18 protein-coding genes are annotated in these 24,927 nt (G+C 57.6%); 6 read left to right on the top strand and 12 right to left on the bottom strand.

Annotation, left to right across the window (positions count from 1 at the left end; translation table 11 throughout):
• The first annotated feature begins 3 nt into the window (after positions 1-3).
• The 5 genes from carB (at position 4) to folA (ending at position 6,687) form a co-directional block, all read left to right on the top strand.
• The gene (gene carB / locus RVY89_RS15580) at positions 4-3,228 is read left to right on the top strand and encodes a carbamoyl-phosphate synthase large subunit (protein WP_484825808.1); all 3,225 of its coding nucleotides are present in this window, start codon (positions 4-6) and stop codon (positions 3,226-3,228) included.
• 139 nt (positions 3,229-3,367) lie between these two features.
• On the top strand, positions 3,368-3,601 hold the full coding sequence (locus tag RVY89_RS15575) for a YgdI/YgdR family lipoprotein (protein ID WP_023310357.1): 234 nt from the start codon (positions 3,368-3,370) through the stop codon (positions 3,599-3,601).
• A gap of 103 nt (positions 3,602-3,704) precedes the next feature.
• Positions 3,705-4,235, top strand: a complete 531-nt coding sequence (gene kefF, locus RVY89_RS15570) for a glutathione-regulated potassium-efflux system oxidoreductase KefF (RefSeq protein WP_032649856.1) — start codon at positions 3,705-3,707, stop codon at positions 4,233-4,235.
• Complete coding sequence (kefC, locus tag RVY89_RS15565) at positions 4,228-6,093, top strand: glutathione-regulated potassium-efflux system protein KefC (protein ID WP_484825807.1); 1,866 nt, start codon at positions 4,228-4,230, stop codon at positions 6,091-6,093. Before kefF ends, kefC begins: the two co-directional genes overlap by 8 nt.
• A gap of 114 nt (positions 6,094-6,207) precedes the next feature.
• Positions 6,208-6,687 (top strand): type 3 dihydrofolate reductase, encoded by a 480-nt coding sequence (gene folA, locus RVY89_RS15560; RefSeq protein ID WP_008502023.1) that lies wholly within the window; start codon positions 6,208-6,210, stop codon positions 6,685-6,687.
• Positions 6,688-6,758: 71 nt separating this feature from the next.
• Here the strand turns inward: folA and apaH are convergent, their stop codons facing one another.
• The 6 genes from apaH to lptD are packed head-to-tail and all read right to left on the bottom strand — an operon-like array spanning position 6,759 to position 13,488.
• Complete coding sequence (gene apaH / locus RVY89_RS15555) at positions 6,759-7,607, bottom strand: bis(5'-nucleosyl)-tetraphosphatase (symmetrical) ApaH (protein WP_371899509.1); 849 nt, start codon at positions 7,605-7,607, stop codon at positions 6,759-6,761.
• A 4-nt stretch (positions 7,608-7,611) separates the two neighbouring features.
• On the bottom strand, positions 7,612-7,989 hold the full coding sequence (gene apaG / locus RVY89_RS15550) for a Co2+/Mg2+ efflux protein ApaG (RefSeq protein ID WP_023310361.1): 378 nt from the start codon (positions 7,987-7,989) through the stop codon (positions 7,612-7,614).
• Positions 7,990-7,992: 3 nt separating this feature from the next.
• On the bottom strand, positions 7,993-8,814 hold the full coding sequence (rsmA, locus tag RVY89_RS15545) for a 16S rRNA (adenine(1518)-N(6)/adenine(1519)-N(6))-dimethyltransferase RsmA (protein ID WP_023310362.1): 822 nt from the start codon (positions 8,812-8,814) through the stop codon (positions 7,993-7,995).
• Positions 8,811-9,800 carry a 4-hydroxythreonine-4-phosphate dehydrogenase PdxA gene (pdxA, locus tag RVY89_RS15540; RefSeq protein WP_484827943.1) on the bottom strand — a complete coding sequence of 330 codons (990 nt, stop codon included), beginning with the start codon at positions 9,798-9,800 and terminating at the stop codon, positions 8,811-8,813. The genes rsmA and pdxA overlap by 4 nt, the downstream gene beginning before the upstream one ends.
• Entirely contained in the window at positions 9,797-11,083 is a 1,287-nt protein-coding gene (gene surA / locus RVY89_RS15535) for a peptidylprolyl isomerase SurA (RefSeq protein WP_484825806.1), read from the bottom strand. Before surA ends, pdxA begins: the two co-directional genes overlap by 4 nt.
• Before the next feature lie 53 nt (positions 11,084-11,136).
• Positions 11,137-13,488 (bottom strand): LPS assembly protein LptD, encoded by a 2,352-nt coding sequence (gene lptD / locus RVY89_RS15530; protein ID WP_484825805.1) that lies wholly within the window; start codon positions 13,486-13,488, stop codon positions 11,137-11,139.
• Positions 13,489-13,727: 239 nt separating this feature from the next.
• On the opposite strand from lptD, the gene djlA reads away from it, so the two are divergent.
• On the top strand, positions 13,728-14,543 hold the full coding sequence (gene djlA, locus RVY89_RS15525) for a co-chaperone DjlA (protein WP_008502016.1): 816 nt from the start codon (positions 13,728-13,730) through the stop codon (positions 14,541-14,543).
• Between the two features lie 28 nt (positions 14,544-14,571).
• On the opposite strand, the gene rluA is transcribed toward djlA, so the two are convergent.
• The 6 genes from rluA to araB all read right to left on the bottom strand — a co-directional run bounded on the left by rluA (position 14,572) and on the right by araB (position 24,853).
• The gene (rluA, locus tag RVY89_RS15520; protein WP_008502014.1) at positions 14,572-15,231 is read right to left on the bottom strand and encodes a bifunctional tRNA pseudouridine(32) synthase/23S rRNA pseudouridine(746) synthase RluA; all 660 of its coding nucleotides are present in this window, start codon (positions 15,229-15,231) and stop codon (positions 14,572-14,574) included.
• A gap of 12 nt (positions 15,232-15,243) precedes the next feature.
• Positions 15,244-18,150, bottom strand: a complete 2,907-nt coding sequence (gene rapA, locus RVY89_RS15515) for an RNA polymerase-associated protein RapA (protein ID WP_484825804.1) — start codon at positions 18,148-18,150, stop codon at positions 15,244-15,246.
• Between the two features lie 128 nt (positions 18,151-18,278).
• Positions 18,279-20,636: a DNA polymerase II gene (gene polB, locus RVY89_RS15510; RefSeq protein ID WP_484825803.1), complete on the bottom strand. Its 2,358-nt coding sequence runs from the start codon at positions 20,634-20,636 to the stop codon at positions 18,279-18,281.
• 209 nt (positions 20,637-20,845) lie between these two features.
• Positions 20,846-21,541 carry an L-ribulose-5-phosphate 4-epimerase gene (gene araD / locus RVY89_RS15505; protein ID WP_371899514.1) on the bottom strand — a complete coding sequence of 232 codons (696 nt, stop codon included), beginning with the start codon at positions 21,539-21,541 and terminating at the stop codon, positions 20,846-20,848.
• Positions 21,542-21,630: 89 nt separating this feature from the next.
• Positions 21,631-23,133, bottom strand: a complete 1,503-nt coding sequence (gene araA / locus RVY89_RS15500) for an L-arabinose isomerase (RefSeq protein ID WP_484827942.1) — start codon at positions 23,131-23,133, stop codon at positions 21,631-21,633.
• Positions 23,134-23,143: 10 nt separating this feature from the next.
• Positions 23,144-24,853, bottom strand: a complete 1,710-nt coding sequence (gene araB / locus RVY89_RS15495; RefSeq protein WP_484825802.1) for a ribulokinase — start codon at positions 24,851-24,853, stop codon at positions 23,144-23,146.
• Positions 24,854-24,927 lie beyond the last annotated feature (74 nt).

The following is a 24,927-nucleotide window of genomic DNA, read 5'->3' as shown; positions in this document are numbered from 1 at the left end:
ACAATGCCAAAACGTACAGACATAAAAAGCATCCTGATCCTTGGCGCTGGCCCGATCGTGATCGGCCAGGCCTGCGAATTCGACTACTCCGGCGCGCAGGCGTGTAAAGCCCTGCGTGAAGAGGGCTACCGGGTTATCCTGGTGAACTCCAACCCGGCAACCATCATGACCGACCCGGAAATGGCCGATGCAACCTACATCGAGCCGATTCACTGGGAAGTGGTGCGTAAAATCATCGAGAAAGAGCGTCCGGACGCGGTGCTGCCAACCATGGGCGGCCAGACGGCGCTGAACTGTGCGCTGGAACTTGAGCGTCAGGGCGTGCTGGAAGAGTTCGGCGTGACCATGATCGGTGCGACCGCTGACGCGATTGATAAAGCAGAAGACCGTCGCCGCTTTGACGTGGCGATGAAGAAAATCGGCCTCGACACCGCGCGCTCCGGTATCGCACACAATATGGAAGAAGCGCTGGCCGTCGCGGCTGACGTGGGTTATCCGTGCATCATCCGTCCATCGTTCACCATGGGCGGCACCGGCGGCGGTATCGCCTACAACCGCGAAGAGTTCGAAGAGATTTGCGAGCGCGGTCTGGATCTCTCCCCAACCAAAGAGCTGCTGATTGACGAGTCTCTCATTGGCTGGAAAGAGTACGAGATGGAAGTAGTGCGTGATAAAAACGACAACTGCATCATCGTCTGCTCCATCGAAAACTTCGATGCGATGGGTATCCACACCGGCGACTCCATCACCGTTGCGCCAGCCCAGACGCTGACCGATAAAGAGTATCAAATCATGCGTAACGCCTCGATGGCGGTACTGCGTGAAATCGGCGTGGAAACCGGCGGCTCTAACGTGCAGTTCTCGGTGAACCCGAAAACTGGCCGTCTGATTGTTATCGAAATGAACCCGCGCGTGTCTCGTTCCTCCGCGCTGGCCTCTAAAGCGACCGGCTTCCCGATTGCGAAAGTGGCGGCGAAACTGGCGGTGGGTTATACCCTCGACGAGCTGATGAACGACATCACCGGCGGCCGCACCCCTGCGTCCTTCGAGCCGTCCATCGACTACGTTGTCACCAAAATTCCTCGCTTCAACTTCGAGAAATTCGCGGGCGCGAACGACCGTCTGACCACCCAGATGAAATCTGTCGGTGAAGTGATGGCGATTGGCCGCACGCAGCAGGAATCCCTGCAGAAAGCGCTGCGCGGCCTCGAAGTGGGCGCGACCGGCTTCGACCCGAAAGTAAGCCTGGACGATCCGGAAGCGCTGACAAAAATCCGTCGCGAGCTGAAAGACGCGGGCGCAGAACGTATCTGGTACATCGCCGATGCCTTCCGTGCGGGCCTGTCCGTCGACGGCGTGTTCAACCTGACCAACATCGACCGCTGGTTCCTGGTGCAAATTGAAGAGCTGGTGCGTCTGGAAGAGCAGGTTGCTGAGCTGGGCATCAACGGCCTGGACGCTGACTTCCTGCGCGTGCTGAAGCGTAAAGGCTTCGCCGATGCGCGTCTGGCTAAGCTGGCTGGCGTGCGTGAAGCGGAAATCCGCAAGCTGCGCGACCAGTACGACCTGCACCCGGTCTACAAGCGCGTGGATACCTGTGCGGCTGAATTCTCGACCGACACCGCCTACATGTATTCTACCTATGAAGACGAGTGCGAAGCGAACCCGTCCGTCGACCGCGACAAGATTATGGTGCTGGGCGGCGGTCCAAACCGTATCGGCCAGGGCATCGAGTTCGACTACTGCTGCGTACACGCCTCGCTGGCGCTGCGCGAAGACGGTTACGAAACCATCATGGTTAACTGTAACCCTGAAACGGTTTCTACCGACTACGACACCTCTGACCGCCTCTACTTCGAGCCGGTTACCCTGGAAGACTTGCTGGAAATCGTGCGCATCGAGAAGCCAAAAGGCGTTATTGTGCAGTACGGCGGCCAGACCCCGCTGAAGCTGGCGCGCGCGCTGGAAGCGGCAGGCGTGCCGGTTATCGGCACCAGCCCGGACGCGATTGACCGTGCGGAAGACCGCGAGCGTTTCCAGCAGGCGGTTGACCGCCTGAAGCTGAAACAGCCTGCGAATGCCACCGTGACCGCCATTGAACAGGCAGTTGAGAAGGCGAAAGAGATTGGCTACCCGCTGGTGGTGCGTCCTTCCTACGTACTGGGCGGTCGCGCGATGGAAATCGTTTACGACGAAGCCGACCTGCGTCGCTACTTCCAGACTGCGGTGAGCGTTTCCAACGATGCGCCAGTGCTGCTCGACCGCTTCCTCGACGATGCGGTGGAAGTGGACGTTGACGCCATCTGCGACGGCGAAATGGTGCTGATTGGCGGCATCATGGAGCACATCGAGCAGGCAGGCGTTCACTCCGGCGACTCCGCCTGTTCTCTGCCAGCCTACACGCTGAGCCAGGAGATTCAGGACGTGATGCGCCAGCAGGTTCAGAAGCTGGCCTTCGAGCTGCAGGTTCGCGGTCTGATGAACGTCCAGTTCGCAGTGAAAGACAACGAAGTCTACCTGATTGAAGTCAACCCGCGTGCGGCACGTACCGTACCGTTCGTCTCCAAAGCCACCGGTGTTCCGCTGGCGAAAGTGGCGGCGCGCGTGATGGCGGGCCAGACGCTGGCGCAGCAGGGCGTGACCAAAGAGATCATCCCACCGTACTACTCGGTGAAAGAGGTGGTGCTGCCGTTCAACAAATTCCCGGGCGTTGACCCGCTGTTAGGGCCAGAAATGCGCTCTACCGGGGAAGTGATGGGCGTAGGCCGCACCTTCGCAGAAGCGTTCGCGAAGGCGCAGCTGGGCAGTAGCTCCACCATGAAAAAATCAGGCCGTGCGCTGCTCTCCGTTCGTGAAGGCGACAAAGAGCGCGTGGTTGACCTGGCCGCCAAGCTGCTGAAACAGGGCTTCGAGCTGGATGCGACCCACGGTACGGCGATTGTGCTCGGTGAAGCCGGCATCAACCCGCGTCTGGTGAACAAGGTGCATGAAGGTCGTCCACACATTCAGGATCGTATCAAGAATGGCGAATACACCTACATCATTAACACCACCGCAGGCCGCCAGGCGATTGAAGACTCCAAGCTGATTCGCCGCAGCGCGCTGCAGTACAAAGTGCACTACGACACCACCCTGAACGGCGGTTTCGCAACGGCCATGGCGCTGAACGCGGATGCCACCGAGAAGGTGATTTCAGTCCAGGAAATGCACGCGCAGATTAGCAAGTAAGTAAAAATGCCCGGTGCCGTTCGGTTGCCGGGCATTCTCCCCATCTTCAGAACCTTCTGGTTTTTCATCCGCTTTCAGTCAGTTAGCCTAAAATGGTTAGGTCGATAACTAAATTCAACTGAGAGCAGGGGAAAACACCATGCAAAATAAATTACTGATCGCTTCCGTTCTGGCTGCCACGACAATGTTTACCGTTGCGGGCTGTTCGTCTAATCAGGCCGTAAAAACCACCGATGGCAAAACCATCGTCACCGACGGAAAGCCGCAGGTGGATGACGATACCGGTCTGGTGTCTTACAAAAACGCCGAAACCGGTCAAACCGAACAGATCAACCGTGACCAGGTGAAATCCATGGGCGAGCTGGATAACTAATTCAGAATTCTGACGTAAGCCCGTCAATAATATTCACTATTAGCCTGTTGAATTACTGACTACACTCTTTTGTTAAAAGAAAGCAGTAACAACAGGCTAATCAATGATTCTGATAATTTATGCCCATCCTTATCCGCAGCACTCGCATGCGAATAAGCGGATGCTTGAGCAGGTAAGGACGCTTGATAACGTAGAGATACGTTCCCTCTATCAACTCTATCCCGATTTTAATATCGATATCGCCGCCGAGCAGGAGGCGCTTTCCCGTGCCGATCTGATTATCTGGCAGCATCCCATGCAGTGGTACAGCACGCCCCCGCTGCTGAAATTGTGGATTGATAAAGTCTTCTCCCACGGCTGGGCATACGGCCACAACGGCAATGCGCTAAAAGGAAAAAGCCTGATGTGGGCGGTCACCACGGGCGGAGGGGAAAGCCACTTTGATATTGGTTCCTTCCCCGGTTTTGAGGTTCTGGCACAGCCGCTGCAGGCGACCGCGCTCTACTGCGGTCTGAACTGGCTCCCGCCTTTTGCGATGCACTGCACCTTTGTCTGTGATGATGAAACGCTGCAGGCGCAGGCTCGCCATTATAAACAACGCTTACTTGAGTGGCAGGAGGCGCACCATGGATAGCCATACGCTGATACAGGCGCTGATTTACCTCGGCGCGGCGGCGCTGATTGTGCCCGTGGCGGTACGCCTGGGGCTGGGCTCGGTGCTCGGCTACCTGATTGCGGGCTGCGTCATTGGACCGTGGGGCTTTCGACTGGTCACGGATGCCGAGGCGATTCTCCATTTTGCTGAAATCGGCGTAGTGCTGATGCTGTTTGTGATTGGCCTGGAGCTCGACCCGCAGCGGTTATGGAAGCTTCGCGCCTCGGTATTTGGCGGCGGGGCGCTGCAGATGGTGGCCTGCGGCCTGCTGCTGGGCGGGTTCTGCATCCTGCTGGGCATGGACTGGAAAGTGGCAGAGCTTATCGGCATGACGCTGGCGCTCTCCTCAACGGCCATTGCCATGCAGGCGATGAACGAGCGAAATCTGACGGTCTCGCAGATGGGACGCAGCGCGTTCTCGGTGCTGCTGTTCCAGGATATTGCCGCTATCCCGCTGGTGGCGATGATCCCGCTGCTGGCGGCCAGCGGTTCCTCTACCACGCTGGGCGCTTTCGCGCTGTCGGCGCTGAAGGTGGCGGGCGCGCTGGCGCTGGTGGTGCTGCTTGGTCGCTACGTCACCCGCCCGCTGCTGCGGTTCGTTGCCCGCTCGGGCCTGCGCGAAGTGTTCAGCGCCGTGGCGCTGTTCCTGGTGTTTGGCTTCGGTCTGCTGCTGGAAGAGGCCGGGCTGTCGATGGCGATGGGGGCGTTCCTCGCTGGCGTCCTGCTGGCGAGTTCTGAATACCGTCACGCGCTGGAAAGCGATATCGAGCCGTTCAAAGGGTTGCTGCTGGGGCTGTTTTTCATTGGTGTGGGGATGTCCGTCGACTTCGGCACGCTGGTAACGCACCCGCTGCGGATCGTCATCCTGCTGGTCGGCTTCCTGGTCATTAAAATGGCGATGCTGTGGCTGATTGCGCGTCCGCTGAAGGTGCCGAATAAGCAGCGCAGCTGGTTTGCGGTTCTGCTGGGGCAAGGGAGCGAATTTGCATTCGTGGTCTTTGGCGCGGCGCAGATGGCAAACGTCCTCGATCCCGAGTGGGCGAAAGCGCTGACGCTGGCGGTCGCACTGTCGATGGCCGCGACGCCCGTTCTGCTGGTGGTACTGACGCGTCTGGAAAAATCGGGTAGCGAGCAGGAGCGTGAAGCCGATGAAATTGACGAAGAGCAGCCGCGCGTCATCATTGCCGGATTTGGCCGCTACGGGCAGATCGTAGGCCGTCTGCTGCTGTCCAGCGGGGTGAAGATGGTTATCCTCGATCACGACCCCGACCATGTCGACACCCTGCGAAAATTTGATATGAAGGTGTTTTACGGAGATGCAACGCGCGTCGATCTGCTGGAATCCGCCGGGGCGGCAAAAGCCGAAGTATTGATCAACGCGATTGACGATCCGGAGACCAGCCTGCAGATGGTGGAAATGGCGAAAGAACATTTCCCGGCTCTGACCATCATTTCCCGCGCGCGCGATGTGGATCATTATATCCGACTCAGGCAGGCAGGCGTTGAAGCCCCCGAGCGTGAAACCTTCGAAGGCGCGCTGAAATCTGGCCGGATGGCGCTGGAAAATCTGGGGCTCGGCGCGTATGAAGCGCGCGAGCGTGCGGACCTGTTCCGCCGCTTTAACACCGAGATGGTCGAAGAGATGGCGGCGATGGCCGGGAGTACGGCAACGGAGCGTGCGGCGGTGTTTAAACGCACCAGCGCCATGCTGACTGAAATCATTAATGAGGACCGTAACCACCTGTCGCTGATCCAGCGTCACGGCTGGCAGGGCACGGAAGAGGGCAAGCATACCGGCGATCCGTCTGACGAACTGGAGAGTAAACCTTCCGCGTGAAGTGGAGTTGCCAGCAATATTAAAAAATTTCTTTATCTTTACTCTGCCGCCAGTCGACGAAAGATTAAGCTTTCCGTATAGTGGCGGCAATTTTTTGCATCCGGGAAATTTTCAATGATCAGTCTGATTGCAGCGCTGGCGGTGGACCGCGTTATCGGTATGGAAAATGCCATGCCGTGGAACCTGCCTGCCGATCTCGCATGGTTTAAACGTACTACGTTAAACAAGCCGGTAGTGATGGGCCGCCTGACCTGGGAGTCGATTGGTCGCCCATTGCCGGGCCGTAAGAATATCGTTATCAGTAGCCAGCCGGGTACTGACGATCGCGTCGAATGGGTAAAATCAGTCGACGAGGCAATTGCTGCATGCGGCAATGCCGAAGAGATCATGGTGATTGGCGGCGGGCGCGTGTACGAGCAGTTCCTGCCAAAAGCGCAGAAGCTGTATCTGACCCACATTGATGCAGAAGTGGAAGGGGATACCCATTTCCCGGACTACGATCCGGACGAGTGGGAATCGGTATTCAGCGAATTCCACGACGCGGATGCACAGAACTCCCACAGCTACTGCTTCGAGATTCTGGAACGTCGTTAAGTGATTTTCCTACCCCTCTCCCCAAAGGGGAGAGGGGACTGTTCGGTGCGGTCTTTTGGGGAGGGCACTAGTCAGGAGGCAACGGCCTCGCCTTCTCCTAAGTCCAGCTGTCGGTTGGACGGCTGCACAAAGTAAGCTTTATCTTCCCAGCGTAAGCAGGTTAACTCTCCGCCCCAGCAGCATCCGGTATCAAGTCCGTAAATCCCTTCCGGCGTCCCTTTTCCTTCCAGTGCAGCCCAGTGACCAAAAACCACGCTGTATTCGCTTGTCACCGGTCCCGGTATGGCAAACCACGGTTTCAGCGGAGCGGGCGCGCTTTCCGGCGTCTCTTTGGAATACATATCCAGCTGTCCGTTCGGGAAGCAGAAACGCATGCGGGTGAAGGCGTTGGTGATAAAGCGCAGACGGGCCAGACCGCTGAGATCCTCGCTCCAGTGGTTCGGCATATCGCCGTACATGGCATCGAGGAAGAAAGGATACGAGTCGCTCGCCAGCACCGCCTCAACGTCACGCGCGCAGGTTTTCGCCGTCTCAAGATCCCATTGCGGGGTGATCCCGGCATGCGCCATGACCAGCTTTTTCTCTTCGTCGACCTGCAGCAGGGGCTGACGGCGCAGCCAGTTAATCAGATCGTCCGCGTCCGGCGCATCCAGCAGTGGGCTCAGGCGATCTTTAGGTTTGTTACGGCTGATCCCAGCGAAAACCGCCAGCAGATGCAGATCGTGATTGCCCAGAACCATGCGCACGCTGTCGCCCAGTGATTTGACGAAACGTAACACCTCAAGCGAGCCGGGGCCACGTGCGACTAAATCGCCCGTCAGCCAGAGCGTGTCCTGTTCTGGCGTAAAGTCGACCTGTTTTAATAATGCGATCAGTTCATCGTAGCAACCGTGAACGTCGCCAATCAGATATGTAGACATTAGATTAATGAATAAGTGTGGTTACGGCGAGACGGAACACGGGAATGGCAACGCGGAAATCATTGCCATCGACGTCGACCATTTCATAATGGCCTTGCATGGTACCCATCGGCGTTTCAATCACCGCGCCGCTGGTGTACTGGTACTCTTCGCCAGGGGCGATGTGGGGCTGTTCACCGACCACACCTTCGCCCTGAACTTCGATTTCGCGGCCATTGCCGTTGGTGATAAGCCAGTAGCGCCCGCGCAGCTGCACGGGCATCCGCCCCAGATTGCGAATGGTCACGGTGTAAGCGAAAACAAAACGTTCTTCGTCCGGTGAGGACTGTGATTCAACATAGACGCTTTGTACATGGACACATACGCGGGGCGAATCAATCATGGCTTAACTCTCCTTCGGCGGCGCATTATCGCTGATGTAATTAGCCAGCTTGCAGTACTGCTCTACGGAAATGTTCTCCGCACGCATTGCCGGGTCGATCCCCAGCTCGGCTAACACCTCAACGGTAAACGAATTGCTCAGGCTGTTACGGATCGTTTTACGGCGCTGGTTAAAGGCTTCAGTGGTAATGCGGCTCAGAACTCGCAGATCTTTAACCGGATACGGTTTCGTTTTGTGCGGCACAAGGCGCACAACCGCTGAATCCACTTTCGGTGGTGGTGTGAACGCTGACGGCGGTACTTCGAGTACCGGGATCACGTTGCAGTAATATTGCGCCATCACGCTTAAACGACCATACGCTTTACTGTTCGGGCCTGCAACCAGACGGTTAACAACCTCTTTTTGCAACATGAAGTGCATGTCGGCAATGGCATCAGTATAGCTAAAGAGGTGGAACATGAGCGGCGTGGAGATGTTGTACGGCAGGTTGCCGAAGACGCGCAGCGGCTGGCCCATTTTTTCCGAAAGTTCGCCAAAGTTCATGGTCATGGCGTCCTGCTGATAGATGGTCAGCTTCGGCCCGAGGAACGGGTGCGTTTGCAGGCGTGCGGCCAGATCGCGGTCCAGTTCGATGACGGTCAGCTCGTCAAGGCGTTCGCCTACCGGCTCGGTCAGCGCGGCAAGGCCCGGGCCGATTTCGACCATCGCCTGACCTTTTTGCGGATTAATAGCCGAGACAATGCTTTCGATCACGAACTGATCGTTAAGGAAGTTTTGCCCGAAACGTTTACGGGCTAAGTGGCCCTGATGGACTCGATTAGTCATTGAGTATTAACAATCATTTTGATGGCGAGATTAAGCGCCGTAATAAAACTGCCGACATCCGCTTTCCCCTGGCCTGCCAGATCCAGCGCAGTACCGTGGTCAACGGACGTTCGAATAAAGGGTAAACCGAGGGTGATATTCACCCCGCGGCCAAAGCCCTGGTATTTTAGCACGGGCAGGCCCTGATCGTGGTACATCGCGAGCACGGCGTCGGCATTATCCAGGTATTTGGGCTGGAAAAGGGTATCTGCAGGCAGCGGCCCGCTGAGGTTCATCCCCTTCGCCCGCATTTCGTTGAGCACCGGAATGATGGTGTCTATCTCTTCGGTGCCCATATGCCCGCCTTCACCGGCGTGCGGATTGAGACCACAAACCAGCACGTGCGGCTGCGGGATCCCAAATTTTGTCTGCAGATCGTGATGCAAAATCCCGATGATCTCGCGCAGGAGTTCAGGGGTGATCGCATCAGGAATAGCTTTGATCGGCAGATGGGTGGTCACCAGCGCAACGCGCATTTCCTCCGTCGCCAGCATCATCACCACTTTCGGGCTGTGAGAACGCTCTTCGAAGAACTCCGTATGCCCGGTAAACGGTATACCCGCTTCGTTGATGACGCCTTTGTGGACGGGGCCGGTGATCAGGGCGGCAAATTCGCCCTTCAGGCAACCGTCGCAGGCGCGCGCAAGGGTTTCAACAACATAGTGGCCGTTTTCCGTGCTGAGCTGTCCCGGGATGACCGGCGTACGAAGGGGAACAGAAAGAAGGGTGAGCGTACCGGCTTGCTGCGGTGCAGGCTGTTGGCCTTCAACGTAAGGGATGAGCGTTAAAGGCAGACCGAGCAGCGTTGCCCGGTCTTGTAACAGTGTTGCATCGGCGCAGACAACCAGTTCTACCGGCCAGCTGCGCTGGGCGAGTTGGACAACGAGGTCAGGCCCAATCCCGGCGGGTTCGCCGGGCGTGATAACAACACGATGCTGTTTCATCAGTTGCTCAGAACTTTCACATAAGCGCTGGCGCGTTGTTCCTGCATCCAGGTTGCTGCTTCTTCAGAGAACTTACGGTTAAACAGCATGCGATAGGCTCTGTCTTTCTGTGCCGCATCGGTTTTATCAACGTTACGGGTGTCCATCAGCTCGATCAGATGCCAGCCAAATGAAGAGTGGACCGGCGCGCTGATCTGGCCTTTGTTCAGCTTCATCAACGCATCGCGGAAGGCAGGATCGTAAATATCCGCAGTTGCCCAGCCCAGATCGCCACCCTGGTTAGCAGAGCCTGGATCCTGAGAGAACTCTTTTGCTGCCTTCGCAAATGAGGTTTTACCGCTCTTAATGTCAGCTGCGATCTGTTCCAGCTTCGCACGCGCCTGATCGTCAGTCATGATCGGTGACGGTTTCAGAAGAATGTGGCGAGCGTGAACTTCGGTAACGGAGATATTTTGGCTCTGGCCGCGCAGATCGTTCACCTTAAGAATGTGGAAGCCCACGCCTGAACGGATAGGACCAACGATATCCCCTTTCTTCGCCGTACTCAGCGCCTGGGCAAAGATGGATGGCAGCTCCTGAATGCGTCCCCAGCCCATCTGGCCGCCTTTCAGCGCCTGTTGGTCAGCGGAGTAGGTGATTGCCAGCTTGCCAAAGTCGCCGCCGTTACGCGCCTGTTCAACAATAGAACGCGCCTGGCTTTCTGCTTCCGCAGCCTGATCGGACGTTGGGTTTTCTGGCAGTGGGATCAGAATGTGGCTCAGGTTCAGCTCTGTGCTCGCATCGTTCTGGTTACCCACCTGTTTTGCCAGCGCGTCCACTTCCTGAGGCTGGATTGTGACGCGGCGACGCACTTCGTTGTTACGCACTTCCGAAATCAGCATCTCTTTACGGATCTGGTTACGGTAGGTGGCGTAGCTGATGCCGTCATAGGCCAGACGGCTGCGCATCTGATCCAAAGACATATTATTCTGCTTCGCGATGTTAGCGATCGCCTGATCGAGCTGCTCGTCAGTGACCTTCACACCCATTTTCTGCCCCATCTGCAGAACGATCTGATCCATGATCAGACGCTCGAGGATCTGGTGGCGCAGCGTGGCGTCATCCGGAAGCTGTTGACCGGCTTCACCCGAATTGAGCTTCACCGATTTCATCAGACCGTCAACGTCACTTTCAAGCACGACGCCGTTGTTAACTACAGCAGCGACTTTATCAACAACCTGGGGGGCCGCGAAGCTGGTATTCGCAACCATAGCGACACCGAGCAGCAGCGTTTTCCAGTTCTTCATACTTTTTCCATTTCAATTAACCGCAAAGCGGATTACGTTGCAAATCAAGCACATTACAAGGCGCTACTGTACGGCAGAATATTCGAGCGCAGCATTTTCTGCGTACCCAGACCGTAGTTGGAACTCAGGCCGCGTAACTCGAAGTTAAAGCCAATCACGTTATCGTATTTGCTCTGATTGTTTTCACTGTCCCAGCCGTTAAGCTTACGTTCATAGCCGACACGCAGCGCGTAACAGCAGGAGTTATATTGCAGACCCACCATCTGGTCAGCAGCTTTATTGGCGTTAGTGTCGAAGTAGTAAGCGCCTACGATTGACCAGCGGTCGGCGATTGGCCAACTCGCTGCGCCACCCACCTGCGAAATACCGTCTTTATACTGCTCTGCAGTACCATAGTTTGGTAACGTCGCCTGAATATATTCCGGGCTGGCATAACGATAGGTCAACTGCAACATACGATCTTCATCCCGACGATACTCAATGGCCGCCGTACTGTTGGCGATATTGTCGAGACGGGTGTCATATTGCACACCACCGCGCAGACCCCAACGATCGGTCATACGCCAGTAGGTGTCACCAGCCCAAATCAGCGAACCTGTCTTGTTATCTTTCTCCCACTTTATATTGTCATCGCCCGTGCGAGACTCGGTGAAATAGTAGATTTGACCAACAGAAACGTTAAAACGTTCAACGGCAGCATCATCATAAACGCGTGTTGTGACCCCGGTCGTTAACTGGTTCGCTGAGGCGATACGGTCAAGGCCACCGTAGGTACGGTCACGGAACAGGCCGCTGTAGTCAGATTGCAGTAAAGAGGAGTCATAGTTATTGATGTTGCTCTGGTCGCGATAAGGCACGTACAGGTACTGCATACGTGGCTCCAGCGTCTGGGTATAGCCATCCGCCAGAAGTCCCATATTGCGTTCAAAGATCAGCTTACCGTCCATTTTGAACTGCGGAAGCGTGCGGTTTACGCTCTCCTCAAGATGGGCGTTGTTGCTGGTATTGTAATCATCAATATTTTTTTGCTGATAGTGTGTCGCCATCAGCTTGGCTTCCGTGTTCAGACTTGCCCAGTCATTTGACCATGGCAAGTTGATGACGGGCTCCAGGTGAACTCGGGTGGCTTCCGGCATATTGGAATTGGTGTTTACAAAATGCACTGCCTGACCATAAATACGAGTGTCGAACGGACCCACGTCATTCTGGTACCAGTTAACGTCCAGCTGCGGCTCGGCGCCATAGGTGCTCGCCGTCTGGCTGGAGAACACCTGGAACTGCTTGTTGGTTACCGTCGCATCGAAGTTCTGCACCGCATAGCCAACGCTGAAGATCTGTGTGGCGTAACCGTCGGTACTTGAACCGTATTTTGACGAGAAATCGTTGAAGTAGTTAGGGTCACTGACCTTGGTATAGTTGACGTTGAAACGCCACACCTGGTCCATTACCCCGGAATGCTGCCAGAAATACATCCAGCGGTGCTTATTACCTTCGGTCGGATGCTCGTCCTGGAAGACTTTATCCGACGGCAGATAATCCAGCTCCATCAGCCCCGCACCGGCGTGGGTCAGATAGCGGAACTCGTTCTCCCACATGATGTTGCCGCGCTTGTGGATATAGTGCGGCGTGATCGTCGCATCCATATTTGGCGCGATGTTCCAGTAATACGGCAGGTAGAACTCAAAGTAGTTCGACGTACTGTATTTGGCATTCGGGATCAGGAAACCGGAGCGACGTTTGTCACCCACGGGAAGCTGCAGATAAGGGCTGTAGAATATCGGCACCGGACCCAGCTTGAAGCGGGCGTTCCAGATCTCTGCGACCTGTTCTTCGCGGTCATGGATAACCTCGCTCCCGACCACGCTCCAGGTATTTGAACCCGGCAGACATGACGTGAACGTACCGTTTTCCAGGATCGTATAGCGGTTTTCACCGCGCTGTTTCATCAGGTCCGCGTCACCGCGCCCCTGGCGACCCACCATCTGGTAATCACCTTTCCAGACGTTAGTGTCTTTAGTATTCAGATTTGACCAGGCTTTCGGACCTTTCAGGATGACCTGATTGTCGTCATAGTGCACATTACCCAGTGCATCCACCGTTCGCACCGGCTCGACCGCACCTTCCGGTTGCTTCTGGTGCAGCTGCACTTCATCGGCCTGCAGGCGACTGTTGCCCTGATTAATATCTACATTGCCCGTAAACGTGGCATTGTCAGGGTAAGTCCCTTTCGAACTGTCGGCAGTAATGGTTACCGGCAAGCTATTTGTATCGCCACTCACCAGTGGGCGATTATAACTTGGGACGCCAAGCATACACTGCGAGGCGAGATCGGCCGCCAGCCCCTGTTGACTGTACAGGGCGGAGCCAATCATTGTGGCCAGGAGGGTGGGGATACGTTTTTTCATACGTTGTATTTTATTGTTCCGTCATCAGTGGCTACGGCTTACAAACGCTCAGAGACTATCTTACTCATCTGCGCAGTACCAGCGTTAATCCTGCCCGTTTGCGTGCCAGAGTGTTAGGCTCGCTATCGAATGACGAGTATGATAAAGCAAATTATAGGCGATGTCCTTCAATTGACCGTGACTTGAACACAGTGATGATGACGTTGCGTCGGCCAGGAATATGACTATCCGGGGAGTATATGCAGTATTGGGGTAAAATAATCGGCGTTGCGTTCGCCATCATCATGGGTGCCGGGTTCTGGGGGATTGTGCTTGGGCTTATTATCGGCCATATGTTTGATAAGGCGCGCAGCCGCAAAATGGCCTGGTTTGCCAATCAGCGCGAGCGTCAGTCACTCTTTTTCTCCACCACTTTTGAGGTGATGGGGCACTTAACCAAATCCAAAGGGCGCGTCACAGAAGCCGATATTCAGATTGCCAGCGTTTTTATGGATCGCATGAACCTGCACGGCGACTCCCGTCTGGAAGCGCAAAATGCGTTTCGCATCGGTAAATCCGATAACTATCCGCTTCGTGAAAAAATGCGTCAGTTCCGCAGCATCTGTTTTGGACGTTTTGATTTAATTCGGATGTTTCTGGAAATTCAAATCCAGGCGGCCTTCGCGGACGGTTCACTACACCCTAATGAACGTGATGTGCTGTACGTCATTGCGGAAGAGCTGGGTATTTCCCGTATGCAGTTCGACCAGTTCCTGCGCATGATGCAGGGCGGAGCGCAGTTTGGCGGCGGCTATCACCAGCAGTCGTCCGGCGGTGCCTGGCAGCAGGCGCAGCGTGGTCCGACGCTGGAAGATGCCTGCAACGTTCTTGGCGTAAAGCCTTCTGACGATCAGACCACGATCAAACGCGCCTATCGTAAGCTTATGAGCGAGCACCATCCGGACAAGCTGGTCGCGAAAGGCTTACCGCCGGAAATGATGGAGATGGCGAAGCAAAAGGCGCAGGAAATCCAGAAAGCGTACGAGCTCATTAAAGAGAAGAAAGGTTTCAAGTAAGAAAAAGCCCGACGGTGTCGGGCTTTTTTTAGAAGTCCACCGGGGCTTTAAAGGTCATCGCGTTACCGAAGGCCGGATGGGTGATGGTGAGCGTCTGCGCGTGCAGCTGCAGACGTGGCGCTAAGGCCAGCGCTTCAGGCGGCGCGTAGAAGCGGTCACCCAGAATCGGATGACCCAGGGCAAGCATATGCACGCGCAGCTGGTGCGATCGTCCGGTAATCGGCTTAAGCAGGACGCGCGCGGTATTATCCGGCGCGTACTCCAGCACTTCATACTCGGTCTGCGCGGCCTTGCCGGTTTCATAGCACACCTTCTGCTTGGGCCGGTTCGGCCAGTCGCAGATCAGCGGTAAATCCACCAGTCCTTCCGCCTGCGCGGGGTGGCCCCAGACGCGGGCGACATACTGCTTTTTCGGCTCGCGCTCGCGGAACTGGCGCTTCAGCTCGCGTTCCGCCGCTTTATTCAGCGCCACCACAATCACGCCGCTGGTGGCCATATCAAGGCGATGGACGGACTCCGCCTGCGGATAATCGCGCTGAATGCGCGTCATCACGCTGTCTTTGTGCTCGTCCAGACGCCCCGGCACGGACAACAGGCCGCTGGGCTTGTTGACCACCATAATGTGTTCATCCTGATACAGAATGACCAGCCAGGGATCCTGTGGCGGATTGTAAGGCTCCATCACCATCTTGCGCTCCGTTTACTGATGCGTCACAACGATAAGACGCAGGGCATCCAGACGCCAGCCAGCCTGATTCAGGCTTTCCAGCACCTGCTGACGGTTGCTTTCAATCGCCGCCAGCTCGTCGTCACGGATGTTCGGGTTGACTGCTTTTAACGCTTCCAGACGGGACAGCTCCGCGGAGAGTTTCTCGTCGGCTTCGCTGCGCGCGGCGTCAATCAGCGTTCTGGCCGCTTTTTCAATCTGGGTTTCGCCCAGTTGCAGAATAGCGTGCACGTCCTGCTGGACCGCGTTCACCAGCTTGCTGCCCGTATGGCGGTTTACCGCGCTCAGCTGTCGGTTGAAGCTTTCGAACTCGACCTGTCCCGCCAGATTCGTGCCGTTTTTGTCCAGCAGCAGGCGGACGGGCGTTGGCGGCAGGAAGCGGGTGAGCTGCAGCTGTTTCGGCGCCTGCGCCTCCACAACGTAGATCAGCTCCACCAGCAGAGTCCCCACCGGCAGCGCCTTGTTTTTCAACAGGGAGATGGTGCTGCTGCCGGTATCGCCGGAGAGGATCAGGTCCAGACCGTTGCGGATCAGCGGGTGTTCCCAGGTGATAAACTGGGCGTCTTCGCGGGACAGCGCCACATCACGCTCAAAGGTGATGGTACAGCCATCTTCCGGCAGGCCCGGGAAATCCGGAACCAGCATGTGATCGGACGGCGTCAGGACAATCAGGTTCTCGCCACGGTCATCCTGGTTGATGCCGACGATGTCGAACAGGTTCATTGAGAAGCTAATCAGGCTGGTGTCGTCATCCTGCTCTTCAATGCTTTCGGCAAGCGCCTGCGCTTTTTCACCGCCGTTGGAGTGGATCTCCAGCAGGCGGTCGCGCCCTTGCTCCAGCTGCGCTTTCAGCGCGTCGTGCTTCTCGCGGCAGGACTTGATCAGCTCATCAAACCCTTCCGCGTTTTCCGGCGCGGCGAGGTAGCCGATGAGATCGGCATGCACCTGATCGTAAATCGTGCGGCCCGTCGGGCAGGTATGTTCAAACGCGTCCAGACCTTCGTGGAACCAGCGTACCAGCACGGACTGCGCCGTTTTTTCAAGATACGGCACGTGGATCTGAATATCATGCGCCTGACCGATACGATCCAGACGACCAATACGCTGTTCCAGCAGATCCGGGTTGAACGGCAGATCGAACATCACCAGGTTGCTGGCAAACTGGAAGTTACGGCCTTCAGAACCGATTTCGGAACACAGCAGAACCTGTGCGCCGCTGTCCTCTTCCCCGAACCACGCCGCGGCGCGGTCGCGTTCAACGATGGACATGCCTTCGTGGAACACGGCGGCACGAATGCCTTCGCGCTCGCGCAGGACCTGCTCCAGCTGCAGCGCGGTAGCCGCTTTGGCGCAGATCACCAGCACTTTCTGGGAGCGGTGCGCGGTCAGGTAGCCCATCAGCCACTCCACGCGCGGATCGAAGTTCCACCAGGTGCCGGTATCGCCTTCAAACTCCTGGTAGATTTGTTCCGGATAAAGCATATCGCGGGCGCGCTCTTCCTGGGTTTTGCGCGCGCCCATAATGCCGGAGACTTTAATCGCCGTCTGATACTGCGTCGGCAGCGGCAGTTTAATCGTATGCAGCTCGCGTTTCGGGAAGCCTTTGACGCCGTTACGGGTGTTACGGAACAGCACGCGGCTGGTGCCGTGGCGGTCCATCAGCATGTCGATCAGCTCTTTACGCGCGGATTCCGCGTTGTCGTTCTCGCTGTTCGCAGCCTGCAAAAGCGGCTCGATATCCTGCTCGCCAATCAGATCGCTCAGGGTGTTGAGTTCGTCATTTGAAAGACGCTTGCCCGCCAGCAGCAGGGCGACGGCATCCGCCACTGGACGGTAGTTATTCTGTTCTTCCACAAACTGCTCAAAATCGTGGAAACGGTTTGGATCGAGCAGGCGCAGACGGGCGAAGTGGCTTTCGAGACCCAGCTGTTCCGGCGTTGCGGTCAGCAGCAGGACGCCAGGCACGCGCTCGGCAAGCTGCTCGATAGCCATATATTCGCGGCTCGGCGCATCTTCGCTCCAGACCAGGTGGTGCGCTTCGTCGACCACCATCAGGTCCCACTCGGCATCGCACAGATGCTCAAGACGCTGCTTGCTGCGGCGCACGAAGTCCAGAGAGCAAATCACCAGCTGTTCGGTTTCAAACGGGTTGTCCGCATCGTGCTGCGCTTCGGCGTAGCGTTCGTCATCGAACAGAGAGAAACGCAGGTTGAAGCGGCGCAGCATCTCAACCAGCCACTGATGCTGCAGGGTTTCCGGGACCACAATCAGCACGCGCTCGGCTGCGCCTGAAAGCAGCTGTTGATGCAGGATCATACCCGCTTCAATGGTTTTACCCAGGCCTACTTCATCTGCCAGCAGCACGCGCGGCGCGTGGCGACGGCCCACGTCATGGGCGATGTTCAGCTGGTGGGGGATCAGGCTGGTGCGCTGGCCGCGCAGGCCGCTCCACGGCATGCGGTACTGTTCACTCTGGAACTTACGCGCGCGATAGCGCAGCGAGAAGCGATCCATACGGTCGATTTGCCCGGCAAACAGGCGGTCCTGCGGCTTGCTGAACACCAGCTTGCTGTCGAGCAGCACTTCGCGCAGGATGACATTGGTCTCGTCGGTGTCCAGGCGAGTCCCGATATAGGCGAGCAGTCCATTCTCTTCTTTTACGTCTTCAATCTTGAGCTGCCAGCCGTCATGGCTGGTCACGGTGTCACCCGGATTAAACATCACGCGGGTTACAGGGGAGTCATTGCGAGCGTACAGGCGGTTTTCACCAGTGGCAGGGAAGAGGAGGGTAACCATGCGCGCATCAACGGCAACGACGGTTCCTAATCCAAGTTCGCTTTCTGTATCGCTGATCCAGCGTTGACCAAGTGTAAAAGGCATAGTTGTTCGGCTCTAATCTTTAATTGCAGGCAATAGTTCGACCACCGTCAAAAAAGACGGTCATCGAAAAATGGGTCCGGGAATGGAAAGGGCGCTATGGTACTGGATGGCAGCCATTTCGTCACGCGTCAAAATAGGCCAAGTTGCCCTGTAACCAGTGTAGCAAAGTCGTCGTCGATGAAGGGCAAAATTCCGTCAGCAACCGGCTGAAGCTGGCGCGTCAGATAGTGTTCGTAATCCAGAGGCGAGTTCTGATAATCCACCGGTTCCGGACCGTTTATCGTCCAGACGTATTTGATGGTGCCCCGGTTCTGATACTGCGGCGCGCGGCCACGGCGCAGGTTTTCTTCGTCCGCGAGGCGCGCGGCGCGGACGTGCGGAGGAACGTTGCGCTGGTACTCCGCGAGCGGGCGGCGCAGGCGTTTACGATACACCAGCTGCGCGTCAAGCTCGCCCGCCATCAGGCTGGCTATCGTCTCGCGCACGTAGTCCTGATACGGCTCATTGCGAAACACCCGCAGATAGAGCGTTTGCTGGAACTGCTGCGCCAGCGGCGTCCAGTCGGTACGTACCGTCTCGAGCCCTTTAAAAACCATCCGCTGCGCGTCGCCTTCCTGAATCAGCCCGGCGTAGCGCTTCTTGCTGCCCTGATCGGTACCGCGAATGGTGGGCATTAAAAAGCGGGCGAAATGGGTTTCAAATTCCAGCTCCAGCGCGCTGGTTAACCGCTCTTTCTGCAAATGCTCCTGCCACCAGTCGTTCACGAAGGCGACCAGATCTTTGCCGATGCGGGCGGCGTCGTCTTCTGAATGCGTGCCCTTGAGCCATACAAAGGTAGAGTCCGTGTCGCCGTAGATGACGTCATAGCCCTGGGATTCAATCAGCGCTTTGGTCTGACGCATGATCTCGTGCCCGCGCATGGTGATCGACGACGCCAGCCGCGGGTCGAAGAAGCGGCAGGCGCTGGTACCCAGCACGCCGTAGAAGGCGTTCATGATAATTTTCAGCGCCTGTGATAGCGGCTTGTTGCCGTGGCGCTTGGCCTCATCGCGGCCGTGCCAGATGTTTCCCACGATTTCAGGCAGGCAGTGTTTTTCGCGCGAGAAACGTGCGCCGAGGAAGCCTTCGGTGCTGTGTTCATCATCCGGCTGGGCCATGCCCTCAACCAGCCCGACGGGATCGATCAGGAAGGTGCGGATAATCGACGGGTAGAGGCTTTTGTAGTCCAGCACCAGAACGGAGTCATACAATCCTGGCCTGGAGTCCATGACGTAGCCGCCGGGGCTGGCCTGCGGCGGTACGTCCCCGAGGTTAGGGGCGACGTATCCTGCCCGGTGCATCCGCGGAAAATAGAGATGGCTAAAGGCGGCAACCGATCCACCATGCCTGTCGACCGCAAGGCCGTTCACCGTCGCGCGCTCCAGCAGGAACGGCATGATCTCGGTTTTGTGAAATATCTGCGTGACCAGCTCGCAGTCTTTCAGGTTATAGGTGGCGAGCGCCGGTTTGTCTTCGTTAAAGCGCCGGTCGATCTCGTCCATTCTGTCCCAGGGGTTGTCGATGGATTTGCCTTCGCCAAGCAGTTCCTGCGCGACGGCTTCGAGGGCGAATGAAGAAAAGTTCCAGAAGGCGGACTTGAGCGCCTCGATGCCGTCGATAATCAGGCGGCCGTTCGCCTGTGCGAAGAAAACGCCGTTCTTAAAACCGTGCTCGCGCCATTCCAGCTCGCTGTTGCCGCGCCCGAGCATCAGCGGGATGCGGTAGCGCTCGGCGTGCTTTTGCAGCACGCGCAGGTCGAACTGCACCACGTTCCAGCCGATCAGCACGTCAGGATCGTAGTCGGCAAACCACTGGTTAAGCTTCTCCAGCAGCTGCGGGCGGCTGTTGACGTACTCAAGCCGGAAATCCAGCGCGGACGCATCGCCATTCGGCGGCCCGAGCATATAGACAACCCGATCGCCGCAGCCTTCCAGGCCAATGCAGTACAGTTCGCCGTGGCGGGTGGTTTCGATATCCAGGGAGACCCACTTCAGCGGAGGGCGGTAGTGTGGGTTCGGCTTCAGCCGCGCGTTAACGAGGCTGCCGCTATGCGCGGTGCCGTCGACCCAGACGGGTGCGGTAATGAACCGCTCCATCAGAAAGCGCTCCGGTGGGCGGATGTCGGCTTCGTAGAGCGTCACGCCCGCCTCGCGGAGCAGTTTTTCATAGCGCATCAGCTGTCGATGGGCGCGACAGTAGAGGCCGTAAACCGGCTGACGGTGGAAATCTTTCAGTTCAAGCGGGGTTATGCGCCAGCCGTTCTCGCCGCGCAGCAGCTGCTTCACTTTTTCGACGTGGGCTTCAGGAATAAAGGCCACGGATTCCTGCGGGGGCAGAGTAACGTGCAGCGGACCGTTGTCGGTTGCCAGCCAGAACGCGACCTCGGTGCCCTGAGGGGTATCCCGCCAGTGTCGGGTCAGTAAAAAACCTTCTTGCGCCTGCGCCACGCCGTTATCCCAGAAAACAAAACCAGGCCTGATTATAGCCTGGTTGAGGTGGATTTGCTGGGGTTTTATACAGTAATATTTTAACGGTGGCCCCTCACCCCGCCCTCTCCCCGGAGGGGAGAGGGAGAAAACCCAGTTCTGCGCTAACGTTGATTACCGCACCGGCCAGTCCCCTCTCCCCTCGGGGGAGAGGGTCAGGGTGAGGGGATTTACTGCCCGTAATAGGCCTTTGCACCGTGCTTGCGCAGATAATGCTTATCCAGCAGGGTTTGCTGCATATCCGGCAGCTGCGGCGCCAGCTGGCGACAGAAGATCCCCATATAGGCGATCTCTTCGAGCACGATGGCGTTATGCACCGCGTCCTCCGCGTTTTTCCCCCAGGCAAACGGGCCGTGGGAGTGCACCAGCACGCCGGGCATTTGCGCCGCGTCGATTCCCTGTTTTTCGAAGGTCTCAACGATCACGTTACCGGTTTCCCACTCATACTCGCCGTTGATTTCCGCATCGGTCATCAAACGCGTGCAGGGAATCGTGCCGTAAAAATAGTCCGCGTGGGTGGTGCCGGTCGCCGGGATGGACTGGCCCGCCTGCGCCCAGATGGTCGCATGGCGTGAATGGGTATGCACAATGCCGCCGATGGTCGGGAACGATCGGTAGAGCAGGCGGTGAGTCGGCGTATCGGACGACGGCTTTTTGTTCCCTTCCACCACTTCACCCGTTTCGATGCTGACAACGACCATATCGTCCGCCGTCATCACCGCGTAATCGACGCCGGAAGGCTTGATCACGAACACGCCTTTATCGCGGTCAACGGCGCTCACGTTGCCCCAGGTCAGGGTGACCAGATTATGTTTTGGCAGCGCCAGGTTGGCTTCAAGTACCTGCCGTTTGAGCTCATCTAACATTGTTGTCTCCAGTGCCGGATGGCGCTTCGCTTATCCGGCCTACAGGATCGTAGGCCCGGTAAACGCGGCGCCACCGGGCATTTCGTGCTTTAGCGTTTTGAACCGTAATAGACTTCGTTCCAGCGCAGCGCGTCCTTGAAGGCGGGCAGGCGCGTGTCGTTATCAATGACGGTCAGTTCGATATCGTGCAGCTCGGCGAACTGACGCATGTCGTTCAGATCCAGCGCGTGGCTGAAGACGGTATGGTGCGCGCCACCGGCCAGGATCCAGGCTTCTGACGCGGTCGGCAGATCCGGCTGTGCTTTCCACAGGGCGTTGGCGACCGGCAGTTTCGGCAGAGAATGTGGCGTTTCAACCGCATCGACGCAGTTCACCAGCAGGCGGAAACGATCGCCAAGATCGATCAGGCTGGCGTTGATGGCCGGGCCCGTGCGGGTGTTGAAGATCAGACGCGCCGGATCGGCTTTACCGCCGATGCCGAGGTATTGCACGTCGAGGATCGGTTTTTCCTCTACCGCGATGGAAGGACACACTTCCAGCATGTGCGAGCCGAGCACCAGGTCGTTGCCGTTTTCGAAGTGATAGGTGTAGTCCTCCATAAAGGAGGTGCCGCCCTGCAGACCGGTCGACATCACCTTCATGATGCGAAGCAGAGCGGCAGTTTTCCAGTCGCCTTCACCGGCAAAGCCGTAGCCCTGCTGCATCAGACGTTGTACCGCCAGGCCCGGCAGCTGTTTCAGGCCGTGGAGATCCTCAAAGGTGGTGGTAAAGGCGTGGAAACCGCCCTGTTGCAGGAAGCGCTTCATGCCCAGCTCGATGCGCGCCGCGTCCAGCACGTTCTGACGCTTGTCGCCGTTAATTTGTGCCGCAGGCGTCAGGCGGTAGCTGCTTTCGTACTCGTCCACCAGCGCGCTTACGTCTCCATCGCTGATTTCATTCACCACCTGCACCAGGTCGCCCACGGCCCAGGTATTCACGGAGAAGCCGAACTTGATCTGCGCGGCCACTTTGTCGCCGTCGGTGACCGCCACTTCACGCATGTTGTCGCCAAAGCGCACCACTTTCAGGTGGCGGGTATCCTGCTTAGAGACCGCCTGACGCATCCAGGAGCCGATACGCTGTTGCGCTTTGCCATCCTGCCAGTGGCCAGTTACGACCGCGTGCTGCTGACGCATACGCGCGCCAATGAAGCCGAACTCGCGGCCGCCGTGTGCGGTCTGGTTCAGATTCATAAAGTCCATGTCGATGCTGTCCCACGGCAGGGAGGCGTTGAACTGGGTATGGAACTGCAGCAGCGGTTTGTTGAGGATAGACAGACCGTTGATCCACATTTTGGCGGGTGAGAAGGTGTGCAGCCACACCACCAGACCGGCGCATTTATCGTCGTAGTTGGCGTCGCGGCAGATGTGGGTAATTTCGTCCGGCGTGGTGCCCAGCGGTTTCAGCACCAGCTTGCACGGCAGTTTAGCTTCCGCGTTCAGCGCGTTAACGACGTGCTCCGCGTGTTTCGTGACCTGCAGCAGCGCTTCCGGTCCGTACAGATGCTGGCTGCCAATCACAAACCACACTTCATAGTTATTAAAAATGGTCATCATCGTGTCCTTAATGGGTCAGGGTTGCCGTAGTGTCCGCGGTGCTTTTGGCCGGGGCGGCGACAGGGAGATAGTGAAGTTCGGCGCTTTTTGCCCACTGCTGGTAGCGCTGATAAAGCTGTTCAAAGCGTTGTGCCTGCTGGACGCGCGGCTGGAGCGTATTTTCGACGGCGCTCGCCATGTGCTGCTGCGCGGTGGGGATATCCGCATGGACGCCCGCGGCGACGGCGGCGAAAATCGCCGCGCCCAGCGCGCAGCACTGATCGGAGGCCACAATCTGCAGCGGACGGTTCAGCACGTCGCAGCAGGCCTGCACGATCACCGGGTTTTTACGGGCGATGCCGCCCAGCGCCATCACGTTGTTCACGTCGATGCCCTGGTCGGTGAAGCACTCCATAATGGCGCGGGCACCGAAGGCCGTTGCGGCAATCAGACCGCCGAACAGCGCGGGCGCGTCGGTCGCCAGGTTGAGATCCGCGATCACCCCTTTCAGGCGCTGGTTGGCAAACGGCGTGCGGCGACCGTTAAACCAGTCCAGCACCACCGGGAGGTGATCGAGAGACGGATTTTTGGCCCAGGCTTCGGTGAGCTGCGGCAGAAGCTGCTTTTTACTCTCCGCTATCTGGGTTTTCAGTTCAGGATGCGCCGCCGCCAGCTGGTCCAGCGGCCAGCCGAGCACGCGACCAAACCAGGCGTAGATATCGCCAAACGCGGACTGACCGGCTTCCAGACCGATGAAGTCCGGCACCACGCTGCCGTCCACCTGGCCGCAGATGCCTTTTACCGCGCGGTCGCCGACGGTGGCTTTATCCGCCGTCAGGATGTCGCAGGTGGAAGTCCCGATGACTTTGACCAGCGTGTTTGGCTGTGCGCCCGCGCCTACGGCGCCCATATGGCAGTCAAAGGCGCCGCCTGAGATCGCCACGTTCTGCGGCAGACCGAGGCGCGTTGCCCACTCTTCGCAGAGGGTACCGACGGGAACATCGGCGGTGAAAGTGTCGGTAAACAGCGGATATGTCAGGCTCTTGTTGATAATCGGGTCGAGTTCATCGAAGAACGCGGCCGGAGGCAGGCCGCCCCAGCTTTCATGCCAAAGGGATTTATGCCCGGCGCTGCAGCGGCCGCGGCGGATATCCTGCGGGCGGGTGGTGCCGGAGAGCAGGGCAGGCACCCAGTCGCACAGCTCAACCCATGACGCCGCAGCCTGTGCGACGGAGGCATCGGCACGGGTGACGTGGAGGATCTTGGCCCAGAACCATTCGCTGGAATAAATCCCGCCGATGTAGCGCGAGTAGTCTGTTTTGCCCGGCTGATGGCACAGGCGGGTGATGGCTTCGGCCTCTTCCACGGCGGTATGGTCTTTCCACAGCACGAACATGGCGTTCGGGTTGTCGGCGAACTCCGGGCGCAGCGCCAGCACGCGGCCTTCGGCATCCACAGGGGCAGGCGTGGAGCCGGTGCTGTCGACGCCAATCCCAACAATATCCGCCCGCTGGGCGTCGGTCAGTTCGGCCAGGACGGTTTTGATCGCCGCTTCCATCGACTCGATATAGTCACGCGGGTGGTGGCGAAACTGGTTATTCGGCGCATCACAGTAGCGCCCCTCTTGCCAGCGCGGGTACCACTCAACGCTGGTTGCTATCTCCTGGCCGGACGTACAGTCCACTGCCAGCGCGCGAACCGAATCGCTGCCAAAATCGAGGCCAATCGCAATTGCCATGGTGTTGCTCCATCGAAAAAACAGGTATGGAAGAACATTAGAGACTGGGGACAAAAGCCGTCAGGCAGGATCCG

This window comes from Enterobacter sp. 3U4 (assembly GCF_057224565.1).
Note: the sequence above shows the minus strand (reverse complement) of the source record. Positions and strands in the feature narration are given on the sequence as shown.

Coding starts and splice junctions, on each gene's coding strand:
- apaH (WP_371899509.1), bottom strand. CDS start 7,607: ATGTCTACATATCTGATTGGCGACGTTCACGGTTGCTACGATGAACTG.
- rapA (WP_484825804.1), bottom strand. CDS start 18,150: ATGCCTTTTACACTTGGTCAACGCTGGATCAGCGATACAGAAAGCGAA.
- kefF (WP_032649856.1), top strand. CDS start 3,705: ATGATTCTGATAATTTATGCCCATCCTTATCCGCAGCACTCGCATGCG.
- RVY89_RS15575 (WP_023310357.1), top strand. CDS start 3,368: ATGCAAAATAAATTACTGATCGCTTCCGTTCTGGCTGCCACGACAATG.
- araA (WP_484827942.1), bottom strand. CDS start 23,133: ATGACCATTTTTAATAACTATGAAGTGTGGTTTGTGATTGGCAGCCAG.
- kefC (WP_484825807.1), top strand. CDS start 4,228: ATGGATAGCCATACGCTGATACAGGCGCTGATTTACCTCGGCGCGGCG.
- apaG (WP_023310361.1), bottom strand. CDS start 7,989: ATGATTGATTCGCCCCGCGTATGTGTCCATGTACAAAGCGTCTATGTT.
- araB (WP_484825802.1), bottom strand. CDS start 24,853: ATGGCAATTGCGATTGGCCTCGATTTTGGCAGCGATTCGGTTCGCGCG.
- carB (WP_484825808.1), top strand. CDS start 4: ATGCCAAAACGTACAGACATAAAAAGCATCCTGATCCTTGGCGCTGGC.
- rluA (WP_008502014.1), bottom strand. CDS start 15,231: ATGGTGATGGAGCCTTACAATCCGCCACAGGATCCCTGGCTGGTCATT.
- djlA (WP_008502016.1), top strand. CDS start 13,728: ATGCAGTATTGGGGTAAAATAATCGGCGTTGCGTTCGCCATCATCATG.
- rsmA (WP_023310362.1), bottom strand. CDS start 8,814: ATGACTAATCGAGTCCATCAGGGCCACTTAGCCCGTAAACGTTTCGGG.
- lptD (WP_484825805.1), bottom strand. CDS start 13,488: ATGAAAAAACGTATCCCCACCCTCCTGGCCACAATGATTGGCTCCGCC.
- folA (WP_008502023.1), top strand. CDS start 6,208: ATGATCAGTCTGATTGCAGCGCTGGCGGTGGACCGCGTTATCGGTATG.
- araD (WP_371899514.1), bottom strand. CDS start 21,541: ATGTTAGATGAGCTCAAACGGCAGGTACTTGAAGCCAACCTGGCGCTG.
- surA (WP_484825806.1), bottom strand. CDS start 11,083: ATGAAGAACTGGAAAACGCTGCTGCTCGGTGTCGCTATGGTTGCGAAT.